Source organism: Micromonospora sp. NPDC049645 (genome assembly GCF_040675155.1).
GTDB lineage: Bacteria > Actinomycetota > Actinomycetes > Mycobacteriales > Micromonosporaceae > Micromonospora.
Window position 1 is genome coordinate 101,321 of the sequence record NZ_JBFAOI010000014.1, and the last position, 15,501, is coordinate 116,821.

The window sequence follows — 15,501 nt, forward strand, 5'->3', positions numbered from 1 at the left end:
CGTCCCCATCGCAAGGCTGCGGACGACCGAGCGTCCTGGCTCGCGGCCCCCATTGAGGTGGGAACCGCTCACAGTGGCGCGACCGCGCCGGAATCACACCGGCTTCCCTCGCGTCGCCGCAGATAGTGGGTCGACGGTATCGGTGCCGCCTCGGACGGTCAACCCTGGGTCCCGTACTCCGTGGGCGTCCGCCCGGCGCTGGGCCAGCCCCGCAGCTGCCGGCGGATTCGTCAGACCAAAGGGATGACCTGGGCGATGGCCGGCTTTGGCGGTGCCGTCGGCAGCGGAAAGTTCCCTCTCGACAACCGTGAATTCATGAAGATTCGATGCTTTGCCCGCGGCGGGCGCGCGTTCCTTGAGCTGCCACTGGCCTGTTACCGCTAACATGGTCAACCTGCGGGTTTGGCTCTGTGGGCCCGGGTCGACGTCGTCGGTCGGCCCGGTGCCGGGCGGGGTGTGGGGTGGACGTGAAGCGCCAGGACGGGGGTCCGGTGACGGCTGGCGGAGCCGCGCGACGAGCGGGGATCATCGACGCGCACCATCACCTCTGGGTCCGGGCGCGGCACCCGCAGCCCTGGATCGACCCGCACACCATGGCCGCGATCGACGACGACTTCACGCCCGTCGAACTCGCCCCGGCGGCCCGGGTCGCCGGGGTCACCCAGACGGTGGTCGTACAGTCCGTCGCGGTGCGGTCGGAGACGCCCGAGCTGCTCGGCGTCGCGGCTGACGATCCACTCATCGCCGGGGTCGTCGGCTGGGTCGACCTCACCGCCGACGAGGTCGGCCGTCGCCTCGACCGGCTGAGGGCGGCGCGCGGCGGGGAGCGGTTGGTCGGGATCCGCCACCTGGTGCAGTCCGAGCCCGACCCGACGTATCTCGACCGCCCCGACGTGCGGCGGGGCATCGCCGCCGTGGGGGCCGCTGGTCTCGCCTTCGACCTGCTGGTGCGCCCCCGTCAGCTGCCGGCGGCCATCCGGCTCGTCCGCGACCTCCCCGAGGTGCGGTTCGTTCTCGACCACCTCGGCAAGCCTCCGCTCGGGCGCGCCGACCTCGGCGACTGGCCCAGCGACCTCCGGGCGCTCGCGGCCGAGCCCAACACGACGGCGAAGCTCTCCGGTCTGGTGACCGAGGTGGACGGCGGGTTCTGGACGACGGCCGACCTGCGGCCCGCCGTCGAGCACGCGCTCGACGTGTTCGGCCCGGACCGGCTGATGTTCGGCTCGGACTGGCCGGTCTGCCTGCTCGCCACCTCGTACGTTCGCTGGGTCACCGTCCTGGATGGCCTGCTGGGGTCGTTGAGCGACCACGAGCGTGCGGCGATCTGGCGGCAGACCGCAGGCAGGGTGTACCGGCTGACCGCGTCGTGACGCCGCGAGGGCTTCCGACCTGATGACATAGCATGTTATCGATAACATGCGATGGGCTGCGGTGGGTGTTCGCTGGTCGGACGGATGCCGGGGCGTGCGCGGGTAACGATGACAAAACATGGTCGCAAGTCCTTGGCAACATACGTGAATGCGTGGCAAGGTAACGCCTGATCGTGGGAAACATCCGACCTATATCTGGTGGGCCGCGCGGGCACGACGCCGCCCTTCCCGTCGAGTGGGTCCGGTTGCTCGCAGGTGCTTGGCTCGTCGGCGGGTCCCCGTCGCGTGTCGGCGCCACGCTTGGGGAGGTCAGGTCCGACGATGAGTACCGTCGAGGCAACCGCCGGCACGCAACGCGGCGAACTCAGCGACTGGTTCCGGGAACGGATCTCCCATGCCGTCTCCGAGCTGACCGCCGCGACCGCGCTCGTCGTCCTGTTCATCGCGTTGACCTTCGCCAGTCCGTATTTCCTCACCGCGGACAACCTGTTCAACATCGGGGCGCAGACCGCGGTGATCGCCATCATCGCCACGGCGCAGACGATGGTCATCATCACCAAGGGCATCGACCTGTCGGTGGGGTCGGTCGCCGCGCTCGCCGGCGTCGTCGGAGCGATGGTCGTGCGTGACCTCGGCTTCCCGCTCTGGGCGGCCACGGTGGTCGCGATCGGCGTCGGCGCGTTGGCCGGGCTGCTGAACGGTCTGCTGGTGACCGTGGCCCGGATACCGCCGTTCATCGCGACGCTGGGAACGATGTCCGTGGGCCGCGGGCTCGTCTTCATCATCACCGGAGCGGTCGGCGTCTACGGACTGCCCCGATCCTTCCAACTGCTCGGCAACGGGGAGATCATCGGCATCCCGTTCGCCGTGGTGATCACCGTCCTCGTCGCCGTCGGGGTGGCCTTCCTGCTCTCCCAGACCCGTTTCGGTCAGTACACCTACGCGATGGGCTCCAATCTGGAGGCCGCCCGCCGCTCCGGCATCCGGGTCGGGCGTCACCTGACCGGGGTGTACGTGCTGGCCGGTGTGCTGGTCGGGCTGGGCGGGATGATCGCCGCCTCCCGGGTCAACTCCGGCCAGCCGAACTACGGGATCTCGCTGGAGCTCGACGTCATCGCGGCCGCGGTCATCGGCGGAGCCAGCCTCTTCGGCGGACAGGGCCGCATCGTCGGAACGATCATCGGCGCGTTCCTCATCGCCCTGGTGCGCAACGGCGCCGTCCTGCTCGACATCAGCATCCACTACCAGCAGGTGATCGTCGGCGTGATCATCTGGGCCGCCGTCTACTTCGACCAGTACCGCCGCCGGCGGCTGGAATCACGGGGTTGACCTGCCATTCCGAGAGTCCGAACGAGGAAGGACACACACCATGGCACACACCACCACCAGCCGGCGGACGCGAGGCCGACTCCTGCGCGCACAGGCGATCCTGGCCGCGGCAGCGGCGACCGCCCTGCTCAGCGCCTGCGGCGGGGTCGAGGTCCGCGACGGTGGCGACGGCGCGACCAAGGACGCGAGCGGTCCGTTGAAGCTCGCCGTCGTGCCCAAGGCGGTCGGGGCCGACTACTGGAACACCGTCAAGGCGGGCGCGGAGTGCGCCGCCCAGCGCGCGGGAAACGTCACCGTCCAGTGGGACGGGGTGACCACCGAGACCGACGTCGAGGGCCAGGTCAACCTGATCCAGAACTTCGTCACCAAGAAGGTCGACGGCATCGTCTACGCGGCGACCGACTCCAGCGCCCTGGCACCGGCCACCGACCAGGCGCTCGGCGCCAACATTCCGGTCGCGATGATCGACTCCGGCACCAGCCCCCAGCCGTCGAGTGTGCCCCTGTTCGCCACCGACAACCGTGCGTCGGCCACCGAGGCGGCGAAGCTGCTCGCCACCGAACTCGGCCCCGGCAACCACGAGGTGGCGCTCGTCGAGTTCCAGCCCGGCTCGCAGACCAACACCGAGCGGGTCGACGGCTTCAAGGCCGGCCTCACCCAGTACCCGAACCTGAAGCTGGTCGGCCAGCAGCCGAGCCGCAGCGACGTCAACGAAGCGCGACGCGTCACCGAGAACATCCTCACCGCCAACCCCAACCTCGCCGGCGTCTTCGCGGCCAACGAGCCGAGCGTGCTCGGCGCCGCACAGGCCATCCAGGCCGCGGGCAAGTCCGGCAAGGTGGTGATCATCGGCTGGGACGCCGCCCCGGACGAGATCGCCGGGGTACGCAACGGCCAGATCTCGGCCCTGGTCGTGCAGAACCCGTTCAAGATGGGCTACTTCGGGGTCGACAAGATGGTCAAGCACCTCCGGGACAAGGCGCCGCTGGCGTCGGCGGACACCGGCGTCACGTTCGTCACGAAGGAGAACATCGACTCCGCGGAGATCAAGGCGGTGCTCGAGCCCAGCTGCGCCAACCCGCCGGTGCAGTGATGGGCGCGACCCCAACGGCCACCACCGACGGCGTTCAGCAGACGACGTCCGAGGAGCCCCCGGTGCTCGAAGCGCGGGGCATCGTCAAGCGGTTCGGGCACGTCGAGGCATTGCGCGGCGCCGACTTCACGGTGCACCGTGGCGAGGTCGTCGCACTGATCGGTGACAACGGCGCCGGAAAGAGCACCCTGATCAAGACGCTGTCCGGTGTGCACCTGCCGGACGAGGGGGAGATCCGGGTGGGTGGTCGTCCCGTCCAGTTCTCCACCCCGGTCGACGCCCGACGTGCGGGGGTGGAGACCGTCTACCAGGATCTCGCCGTCGCCGACGACCTCAGCGTGGCCGCCAACCTGTATCTCGGCCGGGAGATCCTGCGCTCCGGGCCGCTCGGTCGGCTCGGGCTGCTCGACAAACGCGCCATGCGGCAGGGCGCCGCCGCCGCCCTCGACGAGCTGGGCGTACGGATTCCCCGGGTCACCACCCCGATCGCGATGCTCTCCGGCGGGCAGCGGCAGTGCGTGGCGGTGGCCCGCGCCATCATCTGGGCGACCAACGTGGTCATCCTCGACGAGCCCACCGCCGCGCTGGGCGTGGTGCAGACCGGGCGGGTGCTCGACGTCGTCCGACGGGCCCGTGACGCCGGTATGTCGGTGGTGCTGGTGAGTCACAACATGCCGCAGGTGCTCGAGATCGCCGACCGGGTCGAGGTGCTGCGCCTCGGTCGGCGGGCGGCCCGGCTTCGCGCGGACGAGGTCACCACCGACGACCTGGTCGCGGCGATGACCGGGAGCATGGAGCGCGACGAGCGGTGAGGTGGCACCGGGGCGCGCGCGACGACCGGTCAGCGCGCCCCGGGACCGCCGGACCGTGCGCGGATGCGGGGCACGTGTCGCGGGAGGGTGCGGGCTAGCCGCTGGCCTCGCCGTCGTCGGGCAGCCCCTGCAACGACTCCTCGACCCCGATTAGGTGGTTGGCCATCCGGGTGCGGGCCCGCTCCGGGTCGTGGGCCAGCAGAGCCTTCAGGATCGCCACGTGCTCGTCATGGGTACGCCGGTCCGCGCCCTCCTCGTGCAGGCTGCGCCACAGCCGTCCGCGTATGGTGCGCCCGGCGAATGCCTCGATCAGGCCGACGAGCACCGGGTTCCCGGCGTGGACGGCGATGATTCGATGGAAGGCGATGTCGATCTCGAGGATCCGTTCGTGGTCCTGCGGTGACTGGCCGACCATCCGGGCCGCCTCGTCGAGCAGGTCCCCGGCCTGCACGAGGGCCTCGTGGGTGATCCTGGTCGCCGCGAGGCGGGCGGCCTCGCACTCCAGCAGGCGTCGGACGGTGTGGATGTGCCGTGGGTCGCCCTGGCCCTGGAAGTCCACCACGAAGCCCATCGGGGCCAACAGCTGCGGCGCGTCGAGGTTGGTGACGTAGGTGCCGTCGCCCTGGCGGATGTTGACGATGCCGAGGATCGACAGGGCCGACATCCCCTCGCGCAACGATCCGCGTGAGACGCCGAGTGATTCGGCGAGGTCCTTCTCGATGGGCAGCCGGTCTCCGGGCTTGAACCGTCCTTCGAGGATCATCCGCTTGATGCCGTTGACCACTTCGTCGGTGCGAGACATGACTCCCCTAGCGGCCGGCGGGCGTGGCCGTCCCACCCGCGATCACGTACGGCTCCGGAGATGACACGGTAGTCGGGTCTGCCGTCGCCCAGTAGTGGCCGTCGGGGAACCGGTAGCGCGCGACCGAGTCGGGGCGCATCCGGGTGGAGTAGCCGGGCTGGCTCGGCAGGACGTAACCACTGCCCGAGCCGGTGTCCCGGATGACGCACGGGTCGGTGAAGTGCTCGTGCAGATGGTCGACGAACTCGGTGACCCGGTCGGTGAGATCCCCCGAGATCGAGACGTAGTCGAGCACCGACACGTGTTGCACCATCTCGCACAGCCCGACGCCGCCGGCGTGGGGGCAGACCGGGATGTCGAACTTCGCGGCGAGGAGCAGCACGGCGACGATCTCGTTGATGCTGGCCAACCTGCCGGTGTCCAGCTGGCAGAAGTCGATGGCGCCGGCCTGGAACAGCTGCTTGAACATCACCCGGTTGTGGCAGTGCTCCCCGGTGGCGACGCCGATGGGAGCGACGGCGCGGCGGACGGCCGCGTGGCCCAGGATGTCGTCGGGACTGGTCGGCTCCTCGATCCACAGTGGCGTGAACTGGGCCAGGGCCTTGACCCACTCGATGGCCTGACCGACGTCCCACACCTGGTTGGCGTCGATCATCAGGTTGCGATCCGGACCGAGGATCTCCCGCGCGATCCCGCAGCGGCGGATGTCGTCGTCGAGGTTGGCGCCCACCTTGAGCTTGACGTAGCCGTAGCCGGAGTCCACCGCCTCCTGGCACAGCCGGCGCAGCTTGTCGTCGCCGTAGCCGAGCCAGCCCGCCGAGGTGGTGTAGGCGGGGTAGCCGGTCCGGTCCAGCTCGGCGAGTCGGTCGGCCTTCGTGCTCTCCTTGGCGCGCAGGATGGCCAGCGCCTCGTCCCGGGTGAGCGCGTCGGACAGGTAGCGCAGGTCCGCGATGTCGACGAGTTGCTCCGGGGACATGTCGACGAGCAGCCGCCACAGCGGCTTGTCGGCGGCCCGCGCGACCAGGTCCCACGACGCGTTCAACACGGCCGCCAGCGACAGGTGGACCACGCCCTTCTCCGGGCCGAGCCACCGCAGTTGGGAGTCGGAGGTGAGCAGGCGGTAGAGGGCGCCCATGTCCGCCGCCATGGTCGCCACGTCCAGGCCCACGAGGCGCTGTGCCTGGTGGACCGCCGCCGCCACGACGATGTCGTTGCCTCGACCGATGGTGAAGGTCAGGCCGTGGCCCTCCAGCGGCGCGCCCACGCTGTCGACGCCGTCGGTGTGCAGGACGACGTAGGCCGCGGAGTAGTCGCCGTCCTTGTTCATCGCGTCGGAGCCGTCGGCGGTCAGGGAGGTGGGGAAGCGGACGTCCTGCACGGTGACAGCAGTGATCTGCGGCATGCGCTCCTCGCCCGGCTCGACCAAAGATCAGATGATCACTGGGAGTATACGGAGGGCCGCTTCGGCCCGTCAACGATGTCGATCACCACGGACCCATAGTCATATGATGTTTCTGGCACCGGGGTAATCCGCCTTGCCGGCCGTGGTGGCAATTGACCGGCCGAGTGCGCGGGAACGAGGTCGCCGAAGATTAGATGTTCTACGCGAGTAAGAGAGCATTGACGGTGGCATATGCGTCCGGTATGCGGTGCTGCCACCTCGATACGTCACATCTCTGTCCACTGTCCAAACCGGCCGGGAAGCCCGTCTCCGCGGCCCGGCCGCGGTCGGGTCGCGCCGGGTCGATGGCTCGGGTGATCGTCATCACCAACCGACCGCCGACACGCCCGAGACCGACATGTGGGGTGTGACAACGGCTGCGTCCCTATATATGGTGTCGAGCGCAGCTGGTTCGGCCGCTCATCCGGCGCGGTCGAGGCAACAGGGAACCCGGTGGAAATCCGGGACTGTCCCGCAGCGGTGAGTGGGAACGACCGCCGTCATCAGCACTGGGCCACCCCTCGGCCTGGGAAGCGACGGCCAGTAGGAGACCGGCGACCCCGGTCGTGCCCACGAGTCCGAAGACCTGCCAGCGCGCCGCGTACCCGCACCCGGGTGGGCGGCGGTCCGAAGCCGCGTGGGACGGCCGACGCCACCTGGACCCACGCCTGGCTGGCGTGGCGTCCGCCGGTGTCTGTCCCCTCGCGTCCGGACCACCAGGTCTCGAACTCCGAGGAGCGAGTGGTGACAGTCACCGAGGTAGTCCCGACCAGCGGCGACGCGGCCCTGCGGCGCACGCCGATGCAGGTCCGCAAGCGCGACGGCGACACCGAACCCGTGGACGTGAACAAGATCGTCCGGGCGGTCGAGCGGTGGGCCGACGACCTGACCGATGTCGACCCGATGCGGGTGGCCACCCGCACGATCAGCGGCCTGTACGACGGCGCGACGACGGCCGAGCTGGACCGGCTGTCCATCCAGACCGCGGCCGAGATGATCGGGGAGGAGCCCCAGTACTCGCGCCTCGCCGCGCGGCTGCTGGCCGGCTACGTCGACAAGGAGGTACGTCGACAGGGCACCACCTCGTTCAGCACGGCGATCCGGGTCGGTCACGCCGAGGGTCTGATCGGCGACGACACCGCCGCGTTCGTCGCCGCACACGCCGCGACGCTCGACGCCGCCGTCGACCCGGACGGCGACCGCCGGTTCGAGTACTTCGGCCTGCGCACGGTGTACGACCGCTACCTGCTGCGCCACCCCACCAGCCGACTGGTGCTGGAAACTCCGCAGTACTGGCTGCTGCGGGTGGCCTGCGGTCTGTCCCGGACGGCGGACGAGGCGGTCGACTTCTACCGGCTGATGTCCAGCCTCGCCTACCTGCCCAGCTCACCGACCTTGTTCAACTCCGGCACCCGGCACACCCAGATGTCGTCCTGCTACCTGGTCGACTCGCCGCGCGACGAACTGGACTCGATCTATGCGCGGTACGCCCAGGTCGCCAACCTGTCCAAGTTCGCCGGCGGCATCGGCATCGCCTACTCCCGGGTGCGCTCCCGGGGGGCGCTGATCCGGGGCACCAACGGGCAGTCCAACGGGATCGTGCCGTGGCTGCGGACGCTGGACGCGAGCGTCGCCGCGGTCAACCAGGGCGGCCGGCGCAAGGGCGCGGCCTGCGTCTACCTGGAGCCGTGGCACCCGGACATCGAGGAGTTCCTGCAACTGCGGGACAACACCGGCGAGGACGCCCGGCGCACCCACAACCTCAACCTGGCCAACTGGATTCCGGACGAGTTCATGCGCCGGGTCGAGGCCGACGAGATGTGGTCGCTGTTCGACCCGCACGCGGTGCCCGAACTACCCGACCTGTGGGGGGAGCGGTTCGACGCCGCGTACCGGGAGGCCGAGGCGCAGGGTCGCTACGTGCGGCAGGTCCCGGCCCGGGAGCTGTACGGGAAGATGATGCGGACCCTCGCCCAGACCGGCAACGGGTGGATGACCTTCAAGGACGCCGCCAACCGGCTCTGCAACCAGACCGCCGAGCCGGGCAACGTGGTGCACCTGTCCAACCTCTGCACCGAGATCATCGAGGTGTCCAGCGACGCCGAGACCGCCGTGTGCAACCTCGGTTCGGTGAACCTCGCCGCCCACCTCACCGACGGGGGAGTCGACTGGGAGCGGCTGCGCGCCACGGTGCGGACGGCGGTGACCTTCCTCGACCGGGTCATCGACATCAACTACTACCCGACCGCGCAGGCGGCGGCGAGCAACCCCCGCTGGCGGCCGGTCGGGCTCGGGCTGATGGGGCTCCAGGACGTCTTCTTCGCGCTGCGGCTGCCGTTCGACTCGCCAGCCGCCCGGGAGCTGTCCACCCGGATCAGCGAGGAGCTGTACCTGACCGCGCTGGAGACCTCCGCCGACCTGGCTCGCGACTTCGGGGCACACCCGGCGTACCCGCAGACCCGGGCCGCGCGGGGCCAGCTGCAACCCGACCTGTGGGGTGTCGAGGGTACGCAGACCGCGCGGTGGGACGCGCTGCGTGAGCGGGTCGAGGCGTACGGGCTGCGCAACTCCCTGCTGGTGGCGGTCGCGCCGACCGCGACCATCGCCTCGATCGCCGGGTGCTACGAGTGCATCGAGCCGCAGGTGTCCAACCTGTTCAAGCGCGAGACCCTGTCGGGGGAGTTCCTCCAGGTCAACACCGCGCTGGTACGTGAGCTGAAGGCCCGTGGTCTGTGGACCGAGCGGATTCGCTCGGCGATCAAGCGGGCCGAGGGGTCGGTGCAGGACATCGCGGAGCTGCCGGCCGGCGTACGCGAGTTGTTCCGCACCGCCTGGGAGCTGCCGCAGCGGGCGCTGATCGACCTGGCCGCCGCCCGCGCCCCGTTCATCGACCAGTCCCAGTCGCTGAACCTGTTCCTCGCCTCGCCCACCATCGGCAAGCTCTCCTCGATGTACCTGTACGCCTGGAAGGCCGGGCTGAAGACCACCTACTACCTGCGCTCGCGCCCCGCCACCCGGATCCAGCAGGCCACCGTCAGCGCCGTCGCGCCCGTCGCCGTCAGCGCCGTCGCGCCCGTCGTTGTCGACGCGGAGGCGCTGGCCTGCTCGCTGGAGAACCCCGAGTCGTGCGAGGCCTGCCAGTGACGCCCGCCGCCGACCCCGCCGCCGACACCCACACCTCCGACACGAGGACCGCGCACATGCTGCTCGACCCCGGGATGGACCTCACCCTCCGTCCGATGCGTTACCCGCACTTCTTCGACCGGTTCCGCGACGCGATCCGCAACACCTGGACGGTCGAGGAGGTCGACCTGCACGCCGACCTCGCCGACCTGGACAAGCTGTCGCCGGCCGAACGGCACCTGGTCAGCCGCCTGGTGGCGTTCTTCGCCACCGGCGACACGATCGTCGCCAACAACCTGGTGCTCAATCTCTACCAGCACGTCAACAGCCCCGAGGGTCGCCTCTACCTGTCCCGGCAGCTGTTCGAGGAGGCCGTGCACGTCCAGTTCTATCTCAACCTGCTCGACACGTACGTGCCCGACGAGACGGAGCGCTTCGCGGCCTTCGCCGCCATCGAGAACATCCCATCGATCCGTCGTAAAGCCGAGTTCTGCTTCCGCTGGATCGACTCCCTCAACGACCTGCGGGAGCTGCGGTCCCGGGAGGATCGGCGGGCGTTCCTGCTCAACCTGATCTGCTTCGCCGCCTGCATCGAGGGATTGTTCTTCTACGGCGCGTTCGCGTACGTCTACTTCCTGCGCTCGCGTGGCCTGCTGCACGGCCTCGCCTCCGGCACCAACTGGGTGTTCCGGGACGAGTCGATGCACATGGCGTTCGCGTTCGACGTCGTGGACACCGTCCGGGCCGAGGAGCCGGACCTGTTCGACGACGACCTCGCCGAGCAGGTCCGCCAGATGCTCACCGAGGCGGTCGAGTGCGAGGTGCAGTTCGCCGAGGACCTGCTGGGTCACGGCGTGCCCGGCCTGACGTTGACCGACATGCGGGAGTATCTCCAGCACGTCGCCGACCGCCGCCTCGCCCAACTCGGCATCGCCCCGCACTACGGGTCGAGCAACCCGTTCGCCTTCATGGAATTGCAGGACGTGCAGGAGCTGTCGAACTTCTTCGAGCGGCGGGTGTCGGCGTACCAGGTCGGGGTGACCGGCGCCGTCGCCTTCGACGACGACTTCTAGGCGGCGACCGATCCGGGGGCCTGGCGTCGCTTGGTGAGCCACCGCATCACGTGCAGGGGGTGCGACGCCGGGTCCGGGATCGGGTGGAAGACGTGTTCCACCTCGCCGTCGGCGACGATCAGGGTCAGCCGCTCGTAGAGCGTCATGTCGCCCGCGGTGCGGGTCGGCAGCCGCAGCGCGTCGGCCAGGGTGAGCCTCGGGTCGGGAATCAGCGGGTAGGGCAACCGCAGCCGGTGCGCGAGTTCCCGCTGGTACCCGGTGGACTGCGCGGACAGCCCGTACACCCGGGCGGCACCGGCCGCGCGGAGTTCCGCGTGGTGGTCGCGGAACCAGGCGGCCTGCTCGGTGCTGCCCCGGGCGCCGTGGATCTCCAACAGCCCGTTGGGCAGGTCGACGCCGGGTCGGCCGGTCAGCGGATACACGAAGATGACCGTGCGCCCGGCGCCGAGCGTGCCGAGGTCGACCGGGCGGCCGTCGGTGCCGTAGAAGGACAGCGGTGGCAGCCTGACGCCGACCAGCGCGGCGGGGTCGGCGTCGACCACGTGGCTGCCGGGTACGACCTGCGTCGCGGCGGCGTCGAGGCGCGCGTCCAGCGCGTCCCGCTGCGCCGTCAACCGGCCGATCCGTTCCTGCAGGTTGGTGATGGTGCTGCGGTACGTGGCCACCGCCGCCGCGCACACGTCGGTGTCGTCGGCACCACCGGCGATCGACTCGACGAACGGGCGGGTCTCCTCGACGGTGAGCCCGAGCGCCATCAACTCGCGGATCTGGGTCACCAGCCGCACCGCGATCGGGTCGTACTCGCGGTAGCCGTTGCTCAGCCGTCGGGGCACGACCAGCCCGGCCGACTCGTAGTACCGCAGTGCCCGGACCGTCGTTCCGGTCCGCCGTGCCAACTCACCCACCCGCATCCCGCGACCCTAAACCCGCACCCCGGGGTACGGGTCAACGTGTCGATCGTCGCGGTGCCGGGGCCGCCGTTTCCTGCCAGTCTGGCTGCGAAAAGGCAGCTTGAGCAGGGAGTGTGTGATGACGGCAATCAGTGGGGTGCGTGGTCGGCAGGTCCTCGACAGCAGGGGCAACCCGACGGTGGAGGCCGACGTGGTCCTCGCCGACGGGTCGACCGGCCGGGCGGCCGTACCGTCCGGTGCGTCGACCGGGGCGAACGAGGCGGTCGAGGTGCGCGACGGGGACCCGACGCGCTTCCACGGCAAGGGCGTCACGACGGCGGTCGCCGCGGTGAACGGCGAGATCGCCGACGCGGTGACCGGACTCGACGCGGAGGACCAGGCCCTGATCGACGAGACGATGATCGACCTCGACGGTGCGAAGGACAAGGGTCGGCTCGGCGCCAACGCGATCCTCGCGGTGTCCCTGGCGGCGGCGAAGGCGGCGGCGTTGGCCCACCGGCAGCCGCTCTACCGATACGTCGGTGGCGTCGGTGCCCGCCTGCTGCCGGTGCCGATGATGAACATCATCAACGGCGGCGTGCACGCCGACAATCCGCTCGACTTCCAGGAGTTCATGATCGCCCCGGTCGGGGCGCGGACCTTCGCCGAGGCGGTCCGGATGGGCGCGGAGGTCTTCCACACCCTCAAGGGGTCCCTGGCCGCCGCCGGGCACAACACCAACGTCGGTGACGAGGGCGGCTTCGCGCCGAACGTCGCGAGCGCCGACGAGGCGCTGCGGTTCGTGCTGCGTGCCATCGAGGACACCGGCTACCAGCCCGGGACCGACGTGCTCATCTGCCTCGACCCGGCCAGCTCGGAGTTCTTCCGTGACGGTGTCTACGACTACGTCGGCGAGGGACGCCGGCGCACCGTCGACGAGCACATCGACTACCTGCTCGACCTCGTCTCCCGCTACCCGATCAGCTCGATCGAGGACCCGATGGCCGAGGATGACGTCACCGGCTGGAAGCGGCTGACGGCGATGGCGGGGGAGCGCGTGCAGCTGGTTGGCGACGACGTCTTCTGCACCGACGTCGACCGGCTCCGCGACGGGATCGACGGCGGTTACGCCAACGCGATCCTGGTCAAGGTCAACCAGATCGGCACGCTGACCGAGACCCTCGCGACGGTGGACGCCGCGCACAAGGCGGGGTATCGGGTGGTGATGTCGCACCGGTCCGGAGAGACCGAGGACACCACCATCGCCGACCTGGCCGTGGGCGTCGGATGCGGCCAGATCAAGACCGGTTCACTGTCGCGCTCCGACCGCACGGCGAAGTACAACCAGCTCATCCGCATCGAGGAGGAACTCGGCGACCGCGCTGTCTACGCCGGGGCCCGTTAGGGTCCTTGCCCGGTAGCAGTACCTCGGCCGACGAGCGGCCGCTGTGCAATCAGGGGGGGGCGGAGCGTTCAGCTCTCAACCTCTGCGACGTAGACACCTCGACACCGAGACAGGCGGTCGCCTGCCGGAAAGGAACGTGCTGATGGTCGACATCACCGTGCGGCCCATGACCGACGCCGACGCCGACCGGGTCCTGGCGATCTACCAGGCCGGCCTGGACACCGGTGATGCCAGTTTCGAGGTCGCCGCGCCGAGCTGGGCGGCGTTCAGCGCCGCTCGGTTGAGCGGGCACCGGTTCGTAGCCGTCGACCCGGGTGAGGCGGTGCTCGGCTGGGTCGCCGTCTCGGCGACCTCGACCCGCGCGGTCTACGCCGGGGTGGTGGAACACTCCGTCTACGTCGACCCGAGAGCCCAGGGCCGTGGCGTCGCCCGACTGCTGCTGGACGCGCTGATAACGTCCACCGAGTCCGCCGGCATCTGGACGATCCAGTCCGGCGTCTTTCCGGAGAACGCCGCCAGCCTGGCGCTTCACCAGCGGGCCGGGTTCCGGGTCATCGGCGTACGCGAGCGGGTTGGTCGCCACCACGGACGCTGGCGTGACGTGGTCCTGCTGGAGCGGCGCAGCCCCGTCGTCGGCTGACGCATGAGGCGGTCAGGGCCGCCGTCACCGTCGGCTGGCGCAGGCCACACACGTACGTGCTGACGGGCGGGCGGCGAGCCGTTCGCCGGGAATCGGGCGGCCACAGCCTTCGCACACGCCGTAGCTGCCCTCGTCGACCCGTCGCAGCGCGCCGTCCAGCTCGGCCAGGCGTCGGCGGGTGGCGTCGAGGACGGCGGTGAGCTGTGCGCGTTCGAAGGCGATGGTGCTGCCCTCGGGGTCGTGTTCGTCATCGGCGTTCGACGACCGGGACGCCTCGAAGAGGCTCCGCAGGTCGCCCTCCAGCGCGACGGCCTGCGCCTCGGTCTGCGCACGCAGCCGGTGCAGTTCCTCACGCGGGTCGCTGGTCATCGCCGTTCCACGGTACCGCTACCTGACGTTGCGGGTGCAGGGCGGAGAGCGCCGCCGCCCCGTCGGGCCGGGAATCCCAGGCGGACGAGGCGGCGCCGACTCGGGTCACCGTCTGGTGTGGGCGTTGTCCCGGTGGGGTCGGCCGTTGCCGTCGTCCCGGTCGATGCGTAACTCGCGTTCCAACTCGGCGATGACCGCCCGCAGGTCGTCGAGCCGTTGGGTGAGCGCGATCCGGTCGACCTCGTCCGGGACGCCGTCGCCGTCCTCGTCGTACCCGGGGGCCAGTCGCTCGGTCATCTCCAGCCGGCGGGCCTCCTCCATCGAGTTGACGATGACCGCGATGAGGATGTTGAGCAGCAGGTTGACGGTGATGACCACGTAGCTGACGTAGTAGAGCAACGTCCACGGCGAGATCGCCATGCCCTGTTCGATGAGGTCCGGCAACGTCTCCAGCGAGAGCAGCACGAACAACGTCAGCAGGGATCGGCCGATGTCGCCGTACTCCTCCGGGTACCTGTTGCCGAAGATCAGCCAACCGGCCATGCCGTAGACGTAGAGCGTCACCACGGCCAGGGCGAGGAACCCGGTGACGCCCGGCAGGCTGCGCCACAGCGCGGAGACGATGGTCCGCAGACCCGGCGAGAACCGCACCAGGCGCACCATGCGGGCGACCCGTACGACCCGCAGCAGGGCGGGGTCGCCGTGCAGGCCCGGAATGAAGATCGCCGCGATCACCACGAAGTCGAACACGTTCCAGCCGTGCCGGAAGAAGTCCTGCGGACGCCTGCCGTACGCCGCCAGTCGGATGCCGATCTCGACGACGAAGACGGCCCGGAAGAACAGCTCCAGCCCGTGCAGCGCGGTGCCCGCCGGGCTCAGGTCCTCGTACGTCTCCAGGCCGAGGACGATGCCGTTGGCGAGAATGACCACCACGATGGCGATCTCGAAGGGGCGGGACCGGGCGAGTTGGTCGCAACGCTTGGCCCAACCCGACCCGTGCGTGCGTGACGTGGGCGGCCCACCTCGCGGGGCGGGCACGGGGGCGTCGCTCACCAGTCGGTTGGCTCGATCGGACGGGCCGGGAGCGTGGCTGGGGCCCACCTCCGGCCGTCGTCGTGGCGCTGCGGATGGTGTGCGGGCATGCCACCAGCCTA

13 protein-coding genes and 2 riboswitches are annotated in these 15,501 nt (G+C 70.0%); of the genes, 8 read left to right on the plus strand and 5 right to left on the minus strand.

Annotated elements, in window-relative coordinates:
• Window positions 1-6: 6 nt before the first annotated feature.
• Window positions 7-159: riboswitch (cobalamin riboswitch) on the minus strand.
• A gap of 332 nt (window positions 160-491) precedes the next feature.
• The 4 genes from AB0J33_RS25850 (at window position 492) to AB0J33_RS25865 (ending at window position 4,604) form a co-directional block, all read left to right on the plus strand.
• Complete coding sequence (locus tag AB0J33_RS25850; RefSeq protein WP_363616783.1) at window positions 492-1,370, plus strand: amidohydrolase family protein; 879 nt, start codon at window positions 492-494, stop codon at window positions 1,368-1,370.
• Between the two features lie 321 nt (window positions 1,371-1,691).
• Window positions 1,692-2,699, plus strand: coding sequence for an ABC transporter permease (locus AB0J33_RS25855; protein ID WP_363616785.1), 1,008 nt, complete (start codon window positions 1,692-1,694; stop codon window positions 2,697-2,699).
• Between the two features lie 40 nt (window positions 2,700-2,739).
• Window positions 2,740-3,792: an ABC transporter substrate-binding protein gene (locus tag AB0J33_RS25860; protein WP_363616787.1), complete on the plus strand. Its 1,053-nt coding sequence runs from the start codon at window positions 2,740-2,742 to the stop codon at window positions 3,790-3,792.
• Window positions 3,792-4,604 (plus strand): ATP-binding cassette domain-containing protein, encoded by an 813-nt coding sequence (locus tag AB0J33_RS25865; RefSeq protein ID WP_363616789.1) that lies wholly within the window; start codon window positions 3,792-3,794, stop codon window positions 4,602-4,604. The genes AB0J33_RS25860 and AB0J33_RS25865 overlap by 1 nt, the downstream gene beginning before the upstream one ends.
• A gap of 94 nt (window positions 4,605-4,698) precedes the next feature.
• Here the strand turns inward: AB0J33_RS25865 and AB0J33_RS25870 are convergent, their stop codons facing one another.
• Together AB0J33_RS25870 and AB0J33_RS25875 are read right to left on the minus strand one after the other, a co-directional pair.
• Complete coding sequence (locus AB0J33_RS25870) at window positions 4,699-5,406, minus strand: FadR/GntR family transcriptional regulator (protein ID WP_363616791.1); 708 nt, start codon at window positions 5,404-5,406, stop codon at window positions 4,699-4,701.
• Between the two features lie 7 nt (window positions 5,407-5,413).
• Window positions 5,414-6,808: an L-fuconate dehydratase gene (locus tag AB0J33_RS25875; RefSeq protein WP_363616793.1), complete on the minus strand. Its 1,395-nt coding sequence runs from the start codon at window positions 6,806-6,808 to the stop codon at window positions 5,414-5,416.
• A gap of 430 nt (window positions 6,809-7,238) precedes the next feature.
• Window positions 7,239-7,456, plus strand: a riboswitch (cobalamin riboswitch).
• A 192-nt stretch (window positions 7,457-7,648) separates the two neighbouring features.
• Here AB0J33_RS25875 and AB0J33_RS25880 point away from each other — a divergent pair.
• Together AB0J33_RS25880 and AB0J33_RS25885 are read left to right on the plus strand one after the other, a co-directional pair.
• On the plus strand, window positions 7,649-9,991 hold the full coding sequence (locus AB0J33_RS25880; protein WP_363616898.1) for a ribonucleoside-diphosphate reductase subunit alpha: 2,343 nt from the start codon (window positions 7,649-7,651) through the stop codon (window positions 9,989-9,991).
• 56 nt (window positions 9,992-10,047) lie between these two features.
• The gene (locus AB0J33_RS25885; RefSeq protein ID WP_363616900.1) at window positions 10,048-11,043 is read left to right on the plus strand and encodes a ribonucleotide-diphosphate reductase subunit beta; all 996 of its coding nucleotides are present in this window, start codon (window positions 10,048-10,050) and stop codon (window positions 11,041-11,043) included.
• Here the strand turns inward: AB0J33_RS25885 and AB0J33_RS25890 are convergent.
• Window positions 11,040-11,954, minus strand: coding sequence for a MerR family transcriptional regulator (locus tag AB0J33_RS25890; RefSeq protein ID WP_363616795.1), 915 nt, complete (start codon window positions 11,952-11,954; stop codon window positions 11,040-11,042). The genes AB0J33_RS25885 and AB0J33_RS25890 overlap by 4 nt on opposite strands.
• 118 nt (window positions 11,955-12,072) lie before the next feature.
• Here AB0J33_RS25890 and eno point away from each other — a divergent pair, with 118 nt between their 5' ends.
• Together eno and AB0J33_RS25900 are read left to right on the plus strand one after the other, a co-directional pair.
• Entirely contained in the window at window positions 12,073-13,338 is a 1,266-nt protein-coding gene (gene eno, locus AB0J33_RS25895; protein ID WP_363616797.1) for a phosphopyruvate hydratase, read from the plus strand.
• A gap of 142 nt (window positions 13,339-13,480) precedes the next feature.
• On the plus strand, window positions 13,481-13,978 hold the full coding sequence (locus AB0J33_RS25900) for an N-acetyltransferase family protein (RefSeq protein WP_363616799.1): 498 nt from the start codon (window positions 13,481-13,483) through the stop codon (window positions 13,976-13,978).
• Window positions 13,979-14,002: 24 nt separating this feature from the next.
• On the opposite strand, the gene AB0J33_RS25905 is transcribed toward AB0J33_RS25900, so the two are convergent.
• Both AB0J33_RS25905 and AB0J33_RS25910 read right to left on the minus strand, forming a co-directional pair.
• Window positions 14,003-14,347, minus strand: coding sequence for a TraR/DksA C4-type zinc finger protein (locus AB0J33_RS25905; RefSeq protein ID WP_363616801.1), 345 nt, complete (start codon window positions 14,345-14,347; stop codon window positions 14,003-14,005).
• 105 nt (window positions 14,348-14,452) lie between these two features.
• A complete protein-coding gene (locus AB0J33_RS25910; RefSeq protein WP_363616803.1) occupies window positions 14,453-15,400 on the minus strand; it encodes an ion transporter in 948 nt (315 codons plus the stop codon).
• Window positions 15,401-15,501 lie beyond the last annotated feature (101 nt).